The 15,150-nt window shown below is 63.2% G+C and carries 11 protein-coding genes; 10 read left to right on the top strand and 1 reads right to left on the bottom strand.

Annotated elements, in window-relative coordinates:
* Positions 1 to 119: 119 nt before the first annotated feature.
* The 3 genes from X750_RS145665 (at position 120) to X750_RS145675 (ending at position 4,309) form a co-directional block, all read left to right on the top strand.
* Positions 120 to 1,568 carry an APC family permease gene (locus tag X750_RS145665; RefSeq protein WP_023704733.1) on the top strand — a complete coding sequence of 483 codons (1,449 nt, stop codon included), beginning with the start codon at positions 120 to 122 and terminating at the stop codon, positions 1,566 to 1,568.
* A gap of 63 nt (positions 1,569 to 1,631) precedes the next feature.
* Positions 1,632 to 2,825, top strand: coding sequence for a cytochrome P450 (locus X750_RS145670; protein WP_023704734.1), 1,194 nt, complete (start codon positions 1,632 to 1,634; stop codon positions 2,823 to 2,825).
* Positions 2,822 to 4,309, top strand: a complete 1,488-nt coding sequence (locus X750_RS145675) for an aldehyde dehydrogenase (protein WP_023692260.1) — start codon at positions 2,822 to 2,824, stop codon at positions 4,307 to 4,309. The genes X750_RS145670 and X750_RS145675 overlap by 4 nt, the downstream gene beginning before the upstream one ends.
* Positions 4,310 to 4,486: 177 nt before the next feature.
* Here X750_RS145675 and X750_RS145680 read toward each other — a convergent pair whose 3' ends face one another.
* The gene (locus X750_RS145680) at positions 4,487 to 6,775 is read right to left on the bottom strand and encodes a mechanosensitive ion channel family protein (protein WP_023747994.1); all 2,289 of its coding nucleotides are present in this window, start codon (positions 6,773 to 6,775) and stop codon (positions 4,487 to 4,489) included.
* Between the two features lie 282 nt (positions 6,776 to 7,057).
* Here X750_RS145680 and X750_RS145685 point away from each other — a divergent pair, with 282 nt between their 5' ends.
* The 7 genes from X750_RS145685 (at position 7,058) to nirD (ending at position 15,149) form a co-directional block, all read left to right on the top strand.
* Entirely contained in the window at positions 7,058 to 7,660 is a 603-nt protein-coding gene (locus tag X750_RS145685; RefSeq protein ID WP_023667842.1) for an ANTAR domain-containing response regulator, read from the top strand.
* Positions 7,661 to 7,662: 2 nt separating this feature from the next.
* The gene (locus X750_RS145690; RefSeq protein ID WP_031243116.1) at positions 7,663 to 8,901 is read left to right on the top strand and encodes a CmpA/NrtA family ABC transporter substrate-binding protein; all 1,239 of its coding nucleotides are present in this window, start codon (positions 7,663 to 7,665) and stop codon (positions 8,899 to 8,901) included.
* 338 nt (positions 8,902 to 9,239) lie between these two features.
* Positions 9,240 to 10,568 (top strand): CmpA/NrtA family ABC transporter substrate-binding protein, encoded by a 1,329-nt coding sequence (locus tag X750_RS145695; RefSeq protein ID WP_023667844.1) that lies wholly within the window; start codon positions 9,240 to 9,242, stop codon positions 10,566 to 10,568.
* A gap of 92 nt (positions 10,569 to 10,660) precedes the next feature.
* On the top strand, positions 10,661 to 11,551 hold the full coding sequence (gene ntrB / locus X750_RS145700) for a nitrate ABC transporter permease (RefSeq protein WP_023747991.1): 891 nt from the start codon (positions 10,661 to 10,663) through the stop codon (positions 11,549 to 11,551).
* Positions 11,552 to 11,561: 10 nt separating this feature from the next.
* Positions 11,562 to 12,359 carry an ABC transporter ATP-binding protein gene (locus tag X750_RS145705; RefSeq protein ID WP_023682696.1) on the top strand — a complete coding sequence of 266 codons (798 nt, stop codon included), beginning with the start codon at positions 11,562 to 11,564 and terminating at the stop codon, positions 12,357 to 12,359.
* A 4-nt stretch (positions 12,360 to 12,363) separates the two neighbouring features.
* Positions 12,364 to 14,814, top strand: a complete 2,451-nt coding sequence (nirB, locus tag X750_RS145710) for a nitrite reductase large subunit NirB (RefSeq protein ID WP_023708118.1) — start codon at positions 12,364 to 12,366, stop codon at positions 14,812 to 14,814.
* A gap of 5 nt (positions 14,815 to 14,819) precedes the next feature.
* Positions 14,820 to 15,149, top strand: a complete 330-nt coding sequence (nirD, locus tag X750_RS145715; RefSeq protein ID WP_023686954.1) for a nitrite reductase small subunit NirD — start codon at positions 14,820 to 14,822, stop codon at positions 15,147 to 15,149.
* Position 15,150 lies beyond the last annotated feature (1 nt).

The raw sequence follows: 15,150 nt of genomic DNA, 5'->3' as shown, positions 1-15,150 counted from the left end.
GGCATCCGCATTCTTTGCAAGTCTATATTCAAAATAAGGGTTCAAATAATGAACCGATGGAATTCAGGGAACAGGCCGAGCGGCCGCGAACCCACGGGTTCGTAAAACTGGAGGGACAAATGTCAGCAGTTTCGGAACAGGCGCCCGCCAACAGGCTGCGCAAGAACAGTCTTGGCGTCGGCGCTATCACCTTCATGGTGATTTCGGCGGCGGCGCCGCTCACCGCGGTCGCCGGCGGCACGCCGCTCGGCATGCTTATGGGCAATGGGGCGGGCTTTGCCGGCACCTATCTTATCGTGACCGTGTTGCTGCTGCTGTTTGCGGTCGGCTACGTCGCCATGTCGCGCCATGTCGGCAATGCCGGCGCCTTCTATGCCTATGCCGCGCGCGGGCTGGGCGGTTTTGCCGGCGGCGCAACCGCAATCATCGCGATCCTGTCCTACAACGCCATGCAGATCGGGGTCATGGGCCTGCTGGGGGCCGCAACCGCCGGCCTGTTCGCCGGCTGGGGCATCGACCTGCCCTGGTGGGTGTGGAGCTTCATCGCCGTCGCCATCGTCGCGGTGTTGGGCTACCGCCAGGTCGACCTCTCGGCCAAGATCCTGACGGTGCTGGTGCTGTGCGAATACATCGTGGTGCTGGTGTTAGACCTCGCCATCCTCAAGACCGGTGGCGACAGCGGCCTCTCGGCGGCGCCGTTCAGCTGGAGCCAGATCGTCAGCGGCTCGCCCGCCATCGCCATCCTGTTCTGTTTCGCCGCCTTCATCGGTTTCGAGGCGACGACGATCTACGCCGAGGAAGCCCGCGACCCCAAGGTGACCATTCCGCGCGCCACCTATTTCTCCGTGCTGCTGATCGGCGTCTTCTACATGGTCACGGCCTGGCTGATGGCGGTCGGCGCCGGCGTCGACAAATTGTTGCCGGCACTGCAGGCGCTTCAGGATCCGACGACTTTCCTGTTCGGCCTGTCCGACCGCTACGCCGGAACCATGCTGTCGCACGCCATGGGCATCCTGTTCGTGTCGAGCCTGTTTGCCGGCGTGCTGGCGTTCCACAACGCGGTTGCCCGCTACATCTACGTCTCGGGCCGCGAGAAGCTGTTGCCTGAAGCGATCGGCGTGACGCATTCAGTGCACCAGAGCCCGCATGTTGCTTCCGTCATCCAGAGCGTGTTGGCAGCGATCGTCATCGGACTGTTCGCGATACTCGGCCTCGATCCGGTTCTGGCGCTGTTTTCCTGGCTGACCAATGTCGCGACGCTGGGAGTCATCGTCATGATGGCAGTGGCCTCGCTCGCCGTGGTGATGTACTTCCGCGCCAACCCGTCGACGCAGGAGAATACGCTGAAGACCACCATCGTGCCTGGGCTGGCCTTCATCGCTTTCGTCGTCATCATCTACCTGATCGTCATTAATTTCGGTGGCCTGTCCGGGGCCGGTGGCTTCCTTGGCGTGTTGCTGCCGGGGCTGGTGCTGATTGCCGCGGTGGTCGGCCTGCTGCTTGCCGGTGCGTTGAAGAGCCGGGATCCGGTTGCCTTCGAAAATCTCGGCGTGCCGCTGAAGGACTAGGACAAAGGACAAGGGGGTAGCGCGTTCGGCGCCGCCCCTTTCAATCGCAAGGGAGTAACGGCGTTGAGCTTTGCCGAGAGCATCACCGTTGAGGCGCTGGAAGCCGATCCGTATCCGATCTATGCGGAACTGCGGCGCAGTGCGCCTGTCGCTTTCGTGCCGGCGGTCAATCTCTGGTTCGTCACCCGCTGGAAGGACGTCGAGACCGTCGCAAAGTCACCCGACATCTTCTCCGCCGTCGTCGGTACGTCTCCGGTCGAACGCTCGTTCGGCAAGCCGACCATCCTGACCACCGACGGCGAAACGCATAGACAGCTGCGCCAAGGCGTCGATCCGAAATACCGGCCGCGCACCGTCGCCGCCTATGCCGGCGATCTCGTACGGTCGATTGCCGAACCTTTTCTCGACCGGATCGCCGAACAAGGCTCCGCCGAGCTGATGGCGGATTATTTCGAGCCGGTGTCGACGCTCAGCCTGGCGCGCTCGCTTGGCCTTGCCGACATCGACATGCCGACGCTGCGCCGCTGGTTCTATGGCCTTGCGCAGGGCGCCATCAATTTCGAGAACGACCCGAAGCGGCAAGAGATCGCCGACGCGATCAGCGCCGAGGTCGGCGCAGCCATCCGGCCGACTCTGGATAGACTGGCGCGCGCCCCCGACGGCTCGGCGCTGTCGCATATGCTGCATGACGGCATGCCGGAAGGCACGACGCGGCCGATCGATTTCTTGATGCCGAGCATCAAGGTCATTCTGCTTGGCGGCATGCAGGAGCCCGGACATGGTGCCGGTTCGATCCTCGCCGGCCTGCTTGCGCATCCCGAACAATTGCGGCAGGTGCTCGCCGATCCCGAGACCTTTGTGCCCAGGGCTGTCGATGAAGGCTTGCGCTGGGTGGCGCCGATCGGAACCCAGACGCGGCAGACGACGCAGGCGGTCGAGCTTGGCGGCGTAACCATCCCTGCCGGCGCCGCGGTCGCTGCACTTGTCTCCTCGGCAAGCCGCGACGAGAGCCGCTTTGCCGATCCAGACCGCTTCGACATCAACCGCAGGGAAGGCAATCATGCCGCCTTCGGCTTTGGTCATCATTTCTGTTCGGGCCGGTTTTTCGCGCGCGAGCAGATGTGCATTGCGTTAAGGCTGCTGCTCCTGCGCTTCCCCGATCTCAGCTTGGTGCCAGGCAAGGTGCCGGTGTTTCGCGGCTGGGAATTCCGCGCGCCAACCACGTTGTATGTTTCCCTGGGAGTTCGCCACCAATGATCAGCCAGAATGCCATCGACGCGCTGCGCAAGACGGAGATCGGCGAGCGGGGCTTGTTTATCGACGGCGTACAGGCCGCAGCGACGAGCGGCGCGACGCTGGCGGTGATTTCGCCGATCGACGGCCGCCCTTTTGCCAGCATCGCTGACGGCAATGCCGCCGACATCGATCGCGCGGTCCGATCGGCGCGAAAAGCATTCGAGAAGGGTTCATGGTCGCGCGCCGCCCCTGCCTTTCGCAAGAAGGTGCTGACGAAATTTGCCGAGCTGATCGAAAAACATGTCGATGAGCTGGCCGTGCTTGGCGTGCGCGACAACGGCACCGAGATCGGCATGGCCTACAAGGCCGAGCCGCTGTCGGCGGCCGGCACCATCCGCTACTACGCCGAGGCGATCGACAAGGTCTATGGCGAGATCGCGCCGACGGCCGACAATGTGCTCGGGCTGATCCACAGGGAGCCACTCGGTGTCGTCGGCGTCATCGTGCCGTGGAACTTCCCGCTGATGATCGGTGCCTGGAAGATTGCGCCCGCACTGGCCACCGGCAACAGCGTCGTCGTCAAGCCGCCGGAGATCGCCTCGCTGACCTTGCTGCGGCTGGCCGAACTCGCAAGCGAGGCTGGACTTCCCGAAGGCGTGTTCAACGTCGTTACCGGTCATGGTGCTGTCGCCGGCGAAGCGCTTGGCCTCCATATGGATGTCGACGCCATCGCCTTTACCGGATCGGGGCCGGTCGGCCGGCGGCTGCTCGAATACTCCGCCCGTTCCAATTTGAAGCGGGTCTTCCTCGAGCTTGGCGGCAAGTCGCCCAACATCGTCTTTGCCGACGCTCCGGACCTGAAGCAGGCGGCGGTCGTCTCGGCCAACGGCATCTTTCGCAATTCAGGCCAGGTCTGCGTGGCGGGCTCGCGTCTGCTCGTCCAGTCGTCGGTCTATGATCTTTTCATGGACGAACTTGTCTCGGCAACCACGCGGCTCAAGGTCGGCGACCCGCTCGATCTCGCCAGCGATATCGGTGCGGTATCGAGCGCCGAACAGCTGGACAAGAATCTCGGCTTCGTCGCCATGGCGCAAGCCGAAGGCGCCCGTCTCGTCGCCGGTGGCGAACGGATACTGACCGAGACTGGCGGCAGCTACATGGCGCCGACGATCTTCGAGAACGTGACGCAAGAGATGCAGTTGGCGCGCGAGGAGGTGTTCGGACCGGTGCTCGGCGTGATGCGCTTCGAGACCGAGGAGGAGGCGGTGCATCTCGCCAACTCCACTGTCTACGGACTTGCCTCGGCGGTGTGGACCGCCAATCTTTCCACGGCCCATCGCATGGTGCGCGCCATCAACGCCGGTGTCGTCCACGTCAACACCTATGGCGGAGCCGATATCACCGTGCCGCTTGGCGGCGTCAAACAGTCCGGTTTCGGCCGTGACAAGTCGCTGCATGCGCTGGAGAAATTTGTCGACCTCAAGACCGCCTGGATTGCGCTCTGAGCCTTGCGGAAAGGCCAGCGTATCTGCTCTTTTCGTCAAGCTTGGCCTCAGAAACGCCACGCTGGTGCTGGTTGGCGGCGATCGCGTCACCGCTATCGGCAATTCCGACTAGCGTGGTGTCGTGGGTCCTGGTTTTGCGCGGAAAGCCGTGTTGCGGCCGGCCGGTATCACGGCGTCCTACTCCGTTGTGCTCGCTTTTTTTCTGCGCCGATTGGTGTGCGACTGGGCGACGGCCATTCGTAATTCGGGTGTGATCTCCAAAGGCGCATTCTCTGTCCCATGCGGGTCTTGCAGCCCCTGGACGTGGACGGTCGGGAATGGGAGCTCGATGCCCTGCTCCTTGAAGGCCTGGCGGAGGCGCAAAAAGAACCTGCCTTTCATGCTGAAGGCGCCTCCAGGTCTGGTCGTGACCTTGACCCTCAAGACGATGCCGTACTCGCCGAACTCCTGCACCCCCTGCATCTTGATCGGTTCGATCACCCAGGGTTTGAACTCCGGATCTTCCGCCAGTTCCAGGCCAATTCGCTTGATCAGTTTGCGAGCAAAGTCGATATCGGTGTCATAGCCAACGGTGATGTTGAATTTGTCGGTGACCCAGTCACGGCTCTGGTTCTGCACGGCGCCGAGTTCGCCGAAAGGTATCGTGAACAGCGGACCACGATGGTGGCGCAGCTTCACCGAGCGCAGCGAAAAGCTCTCCACCGTACCCCTGTAGCTGCCCGATGAAATGTATTCGCCGACACGGAAAGCATCGTCGAGCAGATAAAACACGCCAGAGATCACGTCCTTGACGATGGTTTGCGCGCCAAAACCCACGGCGACGCCGACGACGCCGGCGCCGGCGATCAGCGGGCCGATCTGGATGCCGATCGAAGCGAGCATCATCAGCACCGCCATCACGATGATCACTGCTAGCAGAATGTTCTGGATGATCGGCAACAGCGTGTGCAGCCGCGCCTGATGCGGATCGAGGGTGAGGATGTCTTCTTCGCTCACCACCGCTTGCGGTATCGCGACGCCCAGCTTTCGTTCGATCAAGGCTTTGATGATCGACCAGCCGAAATCGGCAGCAAGGGCAATGACCACGACGTTGATCAAGCCGCGCAATATGAGCATGGTGGTCGTATCGCTGCCGCGCATGGATTGCATGTCCAGGCCCAGTACGCGTGCGAGAAGGTAAGCCGCCGCGAGGATGAAAATCATCCGGATACCGCGATCGATGACAGCGATCGTCACCGCCGGGATCGTCGGCCGGCCGGCATCTTCCGAACCGGGCCGCAGGACGAAATTAACCCCGCGCTCTGTCAGCACAATTGCCAAAGGCAGGAAGAATGCGGTGAAGGTAAACCAGAAGAATGTGTAGAGGCCGGCAATGCGTTCGAGGAACAGAACGACGAAGTAAGCCGTCAACAACCATGTCACTGCCGTGTGACCGCTGTGGCGCGCGCCGTCTCGCTGCGTTCTTGGCCGACGCCAAATGGCCAGCAGGAAGAGCAACAGCAGGATGAAATCGGCGCCCACCGACAGGACCATCATTCCGTCCTGGTCTATGCCGAGACCCGGCAAGAGGACAAACGCGGCGGCGAAGAAGGCGAAAACGCCGACGATCCGGGGCAGCCAATAAGCCCAATGGTCAGCAGCTCCGTTGGTGATCGGCAGGGCACGAACCTCGATGGCGTGCTCGACCTCCATGAAAGAAGGGACGAGCGTGGCCATCACGTATAGGCGCACAGCCCACGTAAAGACCGCAGCCATCAGAAATGTCAGCACAATCTCGCGGATGAGCGCTGGCCAGTCGAACAGCATGAACGCACCGGCGCTGCCCAGCGCGAACGAGCCGATCATCATGCTGGAATAAAGCGTGCGGCCGCCGATCTTCTTGGCCCGCCCGATGGGCGTATCTCTGGGTTGCGCGATGATCCAAAGACGAAATGGACGGGTGAGCTTGTATATTGCCCAGGTGAGCGCCAGGCCGGCAGCGATAAAGATCGCAATCAGCACCAATATGCTGACGGGGCCCTTGCTGGACATATCGTCCATTGTCTGGGCCCGGACGCGCGCGAACTGGCCTGGCAATGTGGGCACGGTTCGCACGATTTTCTCGATGTGATGCTTGATCCGATCGAGCGTCGAGGATGCCATTGTATTCATCTGGCCCGGTGCGGCCACGGCGTCGGCCGGCGGAGCGCCAGCCGCAGCAGGCGCTTCCGTTGATCCAGCGGCCGGATTTCGTTGCTCGGCCACCCAGGCCTTCACCGACGGATCGTCGAGAAGCTCGAACAGCTGTTTGACCTTGTCGGGCGCGACGGCGGCCGGTGACTGCGCCTGTGCCGGGCCAGCCAGCAGGAGGGCGATCCCAAGGACGAACGGCCCGGCAATCAGGGCAAACTTCGTCGTCAGGCCTCCGAGACGCCGTGCCGGGCGCGCCAGCTTGCTGGCTCCCAATCGTCGATTCATGAGCAGCATCGTGCGGTAACCTTCCGGTCAGATCGGCGAGCAAGGACAGCTATGTCCGTCGTTGCCCCCACCTTTAACAAGCCGATGTTGCGGTGCAAGTCTCATCGCACCTAGACCGTTGGGTAGGGCACCAGGCGACCGGCAAGGCTGTCATCACCAGTGCCAGCGTTGCGCTGCATTCCTTGTCCCGACCACCTAGACCGGGTCGTTGTCGGTCGGGGGTTGCTCCGCGGCGGGAGCCTGTGACCATGCCGCATTGCACAATTTTGCGACCTTGCCCACAATGCACGCATGGTCCGCAGCTCACTCGCCGTCCTGGTCATCGACGAAAACCGTATCCGCGCCGCGATCATCGAGGCAGGTTTGCGCGAGGCCGGCCATGAGCGGGTCACCGTCATCCACGACGTGACCGGCATTGCGCGGCGCATCGCCGAGATCGAGCCGGACGTCATCGTCATCGATCTGGAAAACCCGAACCGCGACATGCTGGAAAACATGTTCCAGCTGTCGCGTGCGGTGAAGCGGCCGATCGCCATGTTCGTCGACCGATCGGACCAGGCATCGATCGAAGCGGCGGTCGATGCCGGCGTTTCGGCCTATGTGGTCGACGGCCTCAGGCAAGAGCGCGTCAAGCCGATCCTGGACATGGCGGTCAGCCGCTTCAACGCTTTCTCGCGCATGGCGCGCGAGCTGGAAGAGGTTCGAGGGGAGCTTGAGAGCCGCAAGGTGATCGACCGTGCCAAGGGCATCCTGATGAAGTCGCGCGGCCTGACCGAAGAGGCCGCCTACACGCTGCTGCGCAAGACGGCGATGAACCAGAACCGCAAGATCGGCGACATTGCCCAGAGCCTGGTGACTGCCGCCGGGCTGCTCGGGCCGTCGGAGGACGAATGAGCATGAGCGCCGAGCACCAGATCACCGCCGGCTTCATGCCGCTCTTCGACAGTGCCGTGCTGGTTGCGGCGGGTGAGCTTGGATTTGCCGCACGCGAGGGCATCGATCTCACACTGCACCGCGAGACCTCCTGGGCCAACATCCGCGACCGCATCGCCATCGGCCATTTCCACCTGGCGCACATGCTGGGGCCGATGCCGCTCGCCTGCAATCTCGGGCTGACGCCGCTTGCTTCCGAGACCATCGTGCCGTTTTCGCTCGGGCTTGGCGGCAATTGCGTCACCATCTCCAACGCTGTCTGGGAAGGCATGGCGGCACACGGCGCCATACCCGATCTCGAGCCCGCGCGCGCGGGCGCAGCCCTCGGTGCCTTCATTCGCGACCGCGCCGGGGCTGGCGGCGATCCGCTGCGCTTTGCCGTGGTGCACCCGCATTCGGGGCATAATTACGAACTGCGCTACTGGCTTGCCGGGTGCGGCATCGATCCGGAGCGCGAGATCGAGATCGTCATCGTGCCACCCACCTTCATGGCCGATGCGCTGGTCGCCGGGCGGATCGACGGCTACTGCGTCGGCGAGCCCTGGAACAGCGCCTCGGTCGCCGCCGGCACCGGCCATATCGTCACCATCAAGGCGCTGCTGTGGCGCAACAGTCCGGAGAAGGTGATCGGCGTGCGCAAGGCCTGGTCGCAGGAGAACCCGGTCGCGCTGGCAGCATTGCTGCGCGCGCTGCATCATTCGGCGCGCTGGTGCCAGGATCCGGGCAACCACGCCGAACTGGCTGGTGTGATGGCTCAAGCTGGCTTCCTCGGCCTGCCACCAGCTGTCCAGATGCCGATCCTGACCGGCCATCTTGAACTGGGCGGCGGCGCCGAACTGGATGTCGACGACTTCTTCCTGCCCTTCGACAAGGCGGCGAACTTTCCGTGGAAGAGCCATGCGCTGTGGTTCTATACGCAGATGGTGCGCTGGGGGCATGTCGAGCACACGCCGGAAAACCTTGCTATCGCCCGTGACTGCTACCGTCCGGACCTCTACCGCTCGGCGCTAAAGCCGCTTGGCGTTGCACTTCCCGGCGCCAATGCGAAGGTCGAGGGCGCGCTTAAGGTCGCCACGGCTGTCGGTGCGACTGGGGCAGGCTTGGTGCTTGGGCCGGACGGCTTCTTCGACGGTCAGACCTTCGACCCCGACGAGATCGACGGCTATATAGCGCGCCAGAAAGTCGCTCGCGCGGAAGCCTGATCATTCTCGCGCCATTCTTGTGCATTGCACAAAAAATGTGCGTGCGATTGCTGTAATGAACAATCTTTGACCTGCTTGCGATGTCGCCTCGCGTGCCGGCGTCTGGCGCGTAATGTTGATTTCATTTAGGTTTTTCGTTTCACTCAGAACTGGCACGGTTCCTGCTTTGAATTAGCCAGACCCTTCGCGGGTCACGGAACAGGCGTCCAATGGCGGGCGCCACAGGCAAAGCTGCCGCTCAGGTCAACGACGCGATCCCGGATGTACGGACGCGCGAGGCCTGGACGGCGGCTTTTTTGTTTTGGGCCACTCGACGAAGCGTTCAACCGGAGATCACGATGAAAGAAAAAATAGGGAAATGGATCGGGACGGGAACATCGCTCAAGGATGTGACGCGCCGCGATTTTCTTGTCAGCAGCGCCATGACGGCCGGCCTGTTCGTGGCGGCCCGCAAGCTCTTCCCCTCGGGCGCCTATGCCGCCACGACCGCTCCGGAGGTCACCGGCGCCAAGCTCGGCTTCATCGCGCTGACCGACGCGGCGCCGCTGATGATCGCCAAGGAGAAGGGGCTGTTCGCCAAGTTCGGCATGCCCGACGTCGAGGTGATCAAGCAGGCCTCCTGGGGCGCGACGCGCGACAATCTGATGCTCGGCGGCGAAGCCAACGGCATCGACGGCGCTCACATCCTGACGCCGCTGCCCTATCTCATGCACACCGGCAAGGTGACGCAGAACAACCAGCCGATGCCGATGGCTATCGTGGCGCGGCTCAACTACGACTGCCAGGGCATTTCGGTTGCGCAGGAATACGCCGGCACCGGTGTCGGCCTCGACGCCTCCAAGCTGAAGGACGCCTTCGCCGCCAAGAAGGCGGCCGGCAAGGAAATCAAGGCCGCCATGACGTTCCCGGGCGGCACGCATGATTTGTGGCTGCGCTATTGGCTGGCCGCCGGCGGCATCGATCCCGACAAGGACGTCTCGACCATCGTCGTGCCGCCGCCGCAGATGGTCGCCAACATGAAAGTCGGCAACATGGACGTGTTCTGCGTTGGCGAACCGTGGAACGAACAGCTCGTCCACCAGGGCGTTGGTTTCACCGCCGCCACCACCGGCGAACTGTGGAAGGGTCATCCCGAAAAGGCGCTCGGCCTCCGCGCCGAATTCATCGACAAATACCCGAACGCCACCAAGGCGATCGTGATGGCCGTCATGGAGGCCCAGCAATGGTGTGAGGCCACGGAGAACAAGGACGAGATGGCCGCCATCATCGGCAAGCGGCAATGGATGAACGTGCCTGTCGCCGACATTATCGGCCGCCTCAAGGGCGACATCAACTACGGCAATGGCCGCGTGGCCACCGGCACTGACCTCTACATGAAATTCTGGAAGGGTGGCGTCTCCTATCCCTACAAGAGCCACGACAGCTGGTTCCTCGCCGAAAACATCCGTTGGGGAAAATTCGCGCCGACCACCGACATCAAGACGCTGGTCGATCAGGTCAATCGCGAGGATATCTGGCGCGAGGCGGCGAAGGATCTCGGCGTTGCCGCAGCCGATATTCCGGCCTCGTCGTCGCGCGGCGTCGAGACCTTCTTCGACGGCAAGATTTTCGACCCGGCCAACCCGTCGGCCTATCTCGACAGCCTGAAGATCAAGGCATCGGCTTGACCAGCGCAAACGGCGCGTTCCGCCGTTTGTCGCCCCAGCGCAACGGCGCTTCGCCGTTGTCGACCGCATCGACCCCGGAGTTATTGTCAGACATGTCCATCCAAGCCATTGAGGAAACCACGGTGAAGGCGTTCCCCGCGAAGCCTGCCGCGGTCATCGCTTTCACCGCCAGGGCGCGGCGCCGCTTCGACCCGATCGCGATCGCCGGCAGGCTGGCCACCGCCCTGGTGCCGCCGGTCATCGTTATCGCCTTCATGCTGGTCGTGTGGCAGATCGCCTGCTCGTCGCCGACCGCCAGCCTGCCGCCGCCCAGCCAGGTGTGGAACGAGGCCTATGACCTGATCGCGCATCCGTTCTTCAACAACGGCCCGCAGGATATCGGCCTTGCGTGGCGGGTGCTGATCTCTCTGCAGCGCGTCGCCATCGGCTTCGGCCTGGCGGCGATCGTCGGCGTCGCGCTCGGCGCCCTGGTCGGCCAGTCGATCTGGGCCATGCGTGGCCTCGATCCAGTGTTCCAGATACTGCGCACCGTGCCGCCGCTGGCCTGGTTGCCGCTGTCGCTGGCTGCTTTCCGCGATTCCAGCCCGTCGGCGCTGTTCGTTATCTTCATCACCTCGATCTGGCCGATCATCATCAACACCGCCGTCGGCGTGCGAAACATTCCGGAAGACTACCGCAACGTCTCGCGCATCCTGCGGCTCAACCAGTTCGAATTTTTCGTCAAGATCATGGTTCCGGCAGCTGCACCTTACATCTTCACCGGCCTCAGAATCGGCATCGGCCTGTCCTGGCTCGCCATCGTCGCCGCCGAAATGCTGACCGGCGGCGTCGGCATCGGCTTCTTCATCTGGGACGCCTGGAACTCGTCGCGGCTGCCCGACATCATCGTCGCGCTCGCCTATATCGGCGTCACCGGCTTCTGCCTCGACCGCCTGGTCGCTGCGGTCGGCGCTTTCGTCACCCGCGGCACAACGGCAAAGTGAGGAGAGGGCGATGACGGCCTATCTGAAGCTCGACCATATCGACAAATCCTTTGCCCGCGGCGGTCAGGTCAGCGAGGTGCTCAAGGACATCAGGCTGACCATCGACAAGGGCGAATTCGTCTCCATCATCGGCCATTCCGGCTGTGGCAAGTCGACCTTGCTCAATCTGATCGCCGGGCTGACCAAGGTTTCCGCCGGCGCCGTGCTGCTTGAAAACAAGGAGGTCGACAGCCCCGGACCCGAGCGCGCCGTGGTGTTCCAGAACCACAGCCTGCTGCCATGGCTCACCGTCTACGAAAACATCAGCCTGGCGGTGTCGAAAGTCTTTGGTCGTTCCAAGAGCAGGACCGAACGGCATGACTGGATCATGCGCAATCTTGATCTCGTGCAGATGGCCCATGCCAAGGACAAGCGGCCGGCCGAAATATCGGGTGGCATGAAGCAGCGCGTCGGCATTGCCCGGGCGCTTGCCATGGAGCCGAAGATCCTGTTGCTCGACGAGCCGTTCGGGGCACTCGACGCGCTGACGCGCGCCCATCTGCAGGATGCGGTTATGGACATCCATTCCCGGCTCGGCTCGACGACGATCATGATCACCCACGATGTCGACGAGGCGGTATTGTTGTCCGATCGCATCGTCATGATGACCAACGGTCCGGCGGCGACCATCGGTGAGGTGCTTGCGGTGCCGCTGGCGCGGCCGCGTCGCCGCGTCGAACTCTCTTCCGACCGCACCTTTTTGCGCTGCCGCGAAGCGGTGCTGAAGTTCCTCTATGAACGTCATCGCTTCGTCGAAGCCGCGGAGTAACGCCATGACCGAAAAGCTCGTCATCATCGGCAACGGCATGGCCCCTGGGCGCATGCTGGAGCATCTGCTCGAACAGGCGCCGGGCCGCTACACCGTGACCATCTTCAACGCCGAGCCGCGGGTGAACTACGACCGCATCATGCTGTCGCCGGTTCTCTCCGGCGAAAAGGCCTATGAGGAAATCATCATCCACGGCGACGGCTGGTACATCGCCAACAACATCACCCTCTACAAGGGTCACAAGATCGTCGCCATCGACCGGGCGGCCAAGACCGTCACCTCCGACCACGGCGTCACCGAGCCTTACGACAAGCTCGTCATCGCCACCGGATCAGTGCCTTTCATCATTCCGGTGCCCGGTCACGATCTGCCGGGCGTGCTGACCTATCGCGACCTCGACGATGTTCAGGCCATGATGCTTGCCGCCCAGTCGCGCGCCAAGGCCGTGGTCATCGGCGGCGGCCTGCTCGGGCTGGAGGCGGCAGCAGGTTTGAACGCCCAAGGCATGGACGTCACCGTGCTGCATGTCATGCCGACATTGATGGAGCGTCAGCTCGATCCAGCCGCCGGCTATCTCCTGCAGCGCGCGGTGGAACAGCGCGGCATCAAGGTCATCACCAAGGCCAACACCCAGGCGATCACCGGCAACGGCAAGGTCGGGCAGGTGGAGCTTGCCGACGGCACCATCATCCCGGCAACGCTGGTGGTGATGGCGGTCGGCATCCGGCCGAATGCGGCGCTGGCCAAGGAGGCCGGCATAGCCGTCAATCGTGGTATTGTCGTCGATGCCGGCATGCGCAGCAACGACCCCGACGTCTACGCGCTCGGCGAATGCGCCGAGGTCAACGGCCAGGTCTACGGGCTGGTCGCGCCGCTCTACGAGATGGCGCGCGTTGCCGCGAACCAGTTGGCCGGCAACGAGGCAGCGGCCTTCGTCCACATGGACACGCCGACCAAGCTCAAGGTCACCGGCATCGACCTGTTCTCGCTTGGCGACTTCGCCGAAGGCGAGGACCGCCAGGAGATCGTGCTGCGCGATGCCGCCGCCGGCGTCTACAAGCGCCTTGTGCTCAAGGACGACCGCATCATCGGCACCGTGCTTTATGGCGAGACGGCGGATGGGGCCTGGTTCAACGATCTCAAGAAGAAGCAGACCGACATATCGGAGATGCGCGACACGCTCATCTTCGGCCAGTCCTACCAGGGGGGTGCCCCGCTGGACCCTATGGCGGCCGTTGCAGCCTTGCCGGATGATGCGGAAATCTGCGGCTGCAACGGCGTTTGCAAGGGAAAGATCACCGGCGCGATCACGGCCAAGGGCCTGGCTTCGCTCGACGACGTGCGCGCCCACACCAAGGCATCGGCTTCCTGCGGTTCGTGCACCGGGCTGGTCGAGAAGCTGATGGTGCTGACCATCGGCGACAAATACAACCCGGCCGCCGTGCAACCGATGTGCGGCTGCACCACGCTCGGCCATGACGAGGTGCGCCGGCTGATCATCGCCAAGAGCCTGAAGACCATTCCCGCCGTCATGCAGGAGCTGGAATGGACGACCTCCTGCGGCTGCGCAAAATGTCGGCCGGCGCTCAACTACTACCTCGTCTGCGACTGGCCGAACGATTACGCCGACGACTATCAGTCGCGCTTCATCAACGAACGCGTCCACGCCAACATCCAGAAGGACGGCACCTATTCGGTGGTGCCGCGCATGTGGGGCGGCGTCACCAACGCCGCCGAACTGCGCGCCATCGCCGACGTCGTCGATAAGTTCGAGATACCGATGGTCAAGGTCACCGGCGGCCAGCGCATCGACATGCTGGGCATCCGCAAGGAGGATCTGCCGGCGGTGTGGGCCGATCTCGGCCAGGCCGGCTTCGTCTCAGGCCATGCTTACGCCAAGGGCCTGCGCACGGTGAAGACCTGTGTCGGCTCCGACTGGTGCCGCTTCGGCACGCAGGATTCGACCGGCCTCGGCATTCGCATCGAGAAATTCATGTGGGGCTCGTGGACCCCGGCCAAGGTCAAAATGGCGGTGTCGGGCTGTCCGCGCAACTGCGCCGAGGCGACCTGCAAGGATGTCGGCGTGATCTGTGTCGACAGTGGCTACGAGATCCATTTCGCCGGCGCCGCCGGCCTCGACATCAAGGGCACCGAAGTGCTTGGCCTGGTCAAGACCGAGGACGAGGCGCTGGAGCATATCGTGGCGCTGACGCAGATGTATCGCGAGCAGGGCCGCTATCTCGAGCGCATCTACAAATGGGCCAAGCGCATCGGCATCCCCGAGATCAAGCGCCAGATCATGGACGACGGTGCAAAGCGCAAGGCCTATTACGAGCGCTTCGTCTTCAGCCAGAAATTCGCCCAGGTCGACCCGTGGTCGGAACGCGTCTCCGGCAAGGACAAGCACGAGTTCCGGCCAATGGCTTCTGTCGGGTTTGCGCAGGCGGCGGAGTGATCAAAATGGACTGGATATCGATCGGCTCACTCTCCGACATCCCGCGGCGTGGCGCGCGCTGCGTCGACACACCCGAGGGTAAGATCGCCGTCTTCCGCACGCAGGACGATCAGGTCTACGCCATCGACGATCATTGCCCGCACAGAGGTGGGCCGCTGAGCCAAGGCATCGTCCACGGCACCGCCGTCACCTGTCCCTTGCACAATTGGGTCATCTCGCTGGAGACGGGCAAGGCGCTCGGCGCCGACGAGGGCGCCGTGCGCACCATTCCTGTGCGGATCGAGGGCGAGCTCCTGTTCATTGCGCTGAAAGCGCTGGCCAGCCGCGCGGCCTGAA

The organism is Mesorhizobium sp. LNJC391B00 (assembly GCF_000502535.1).
Lineage (GTDB): Bacteria > Pseudomonadota > Alphaproteobacteria > Rhizobiales > Rhizobiaceae > Mesorhizobium.
This window is presented reverse-complemented; position numbering and strand designations above follow the sequence as displayed.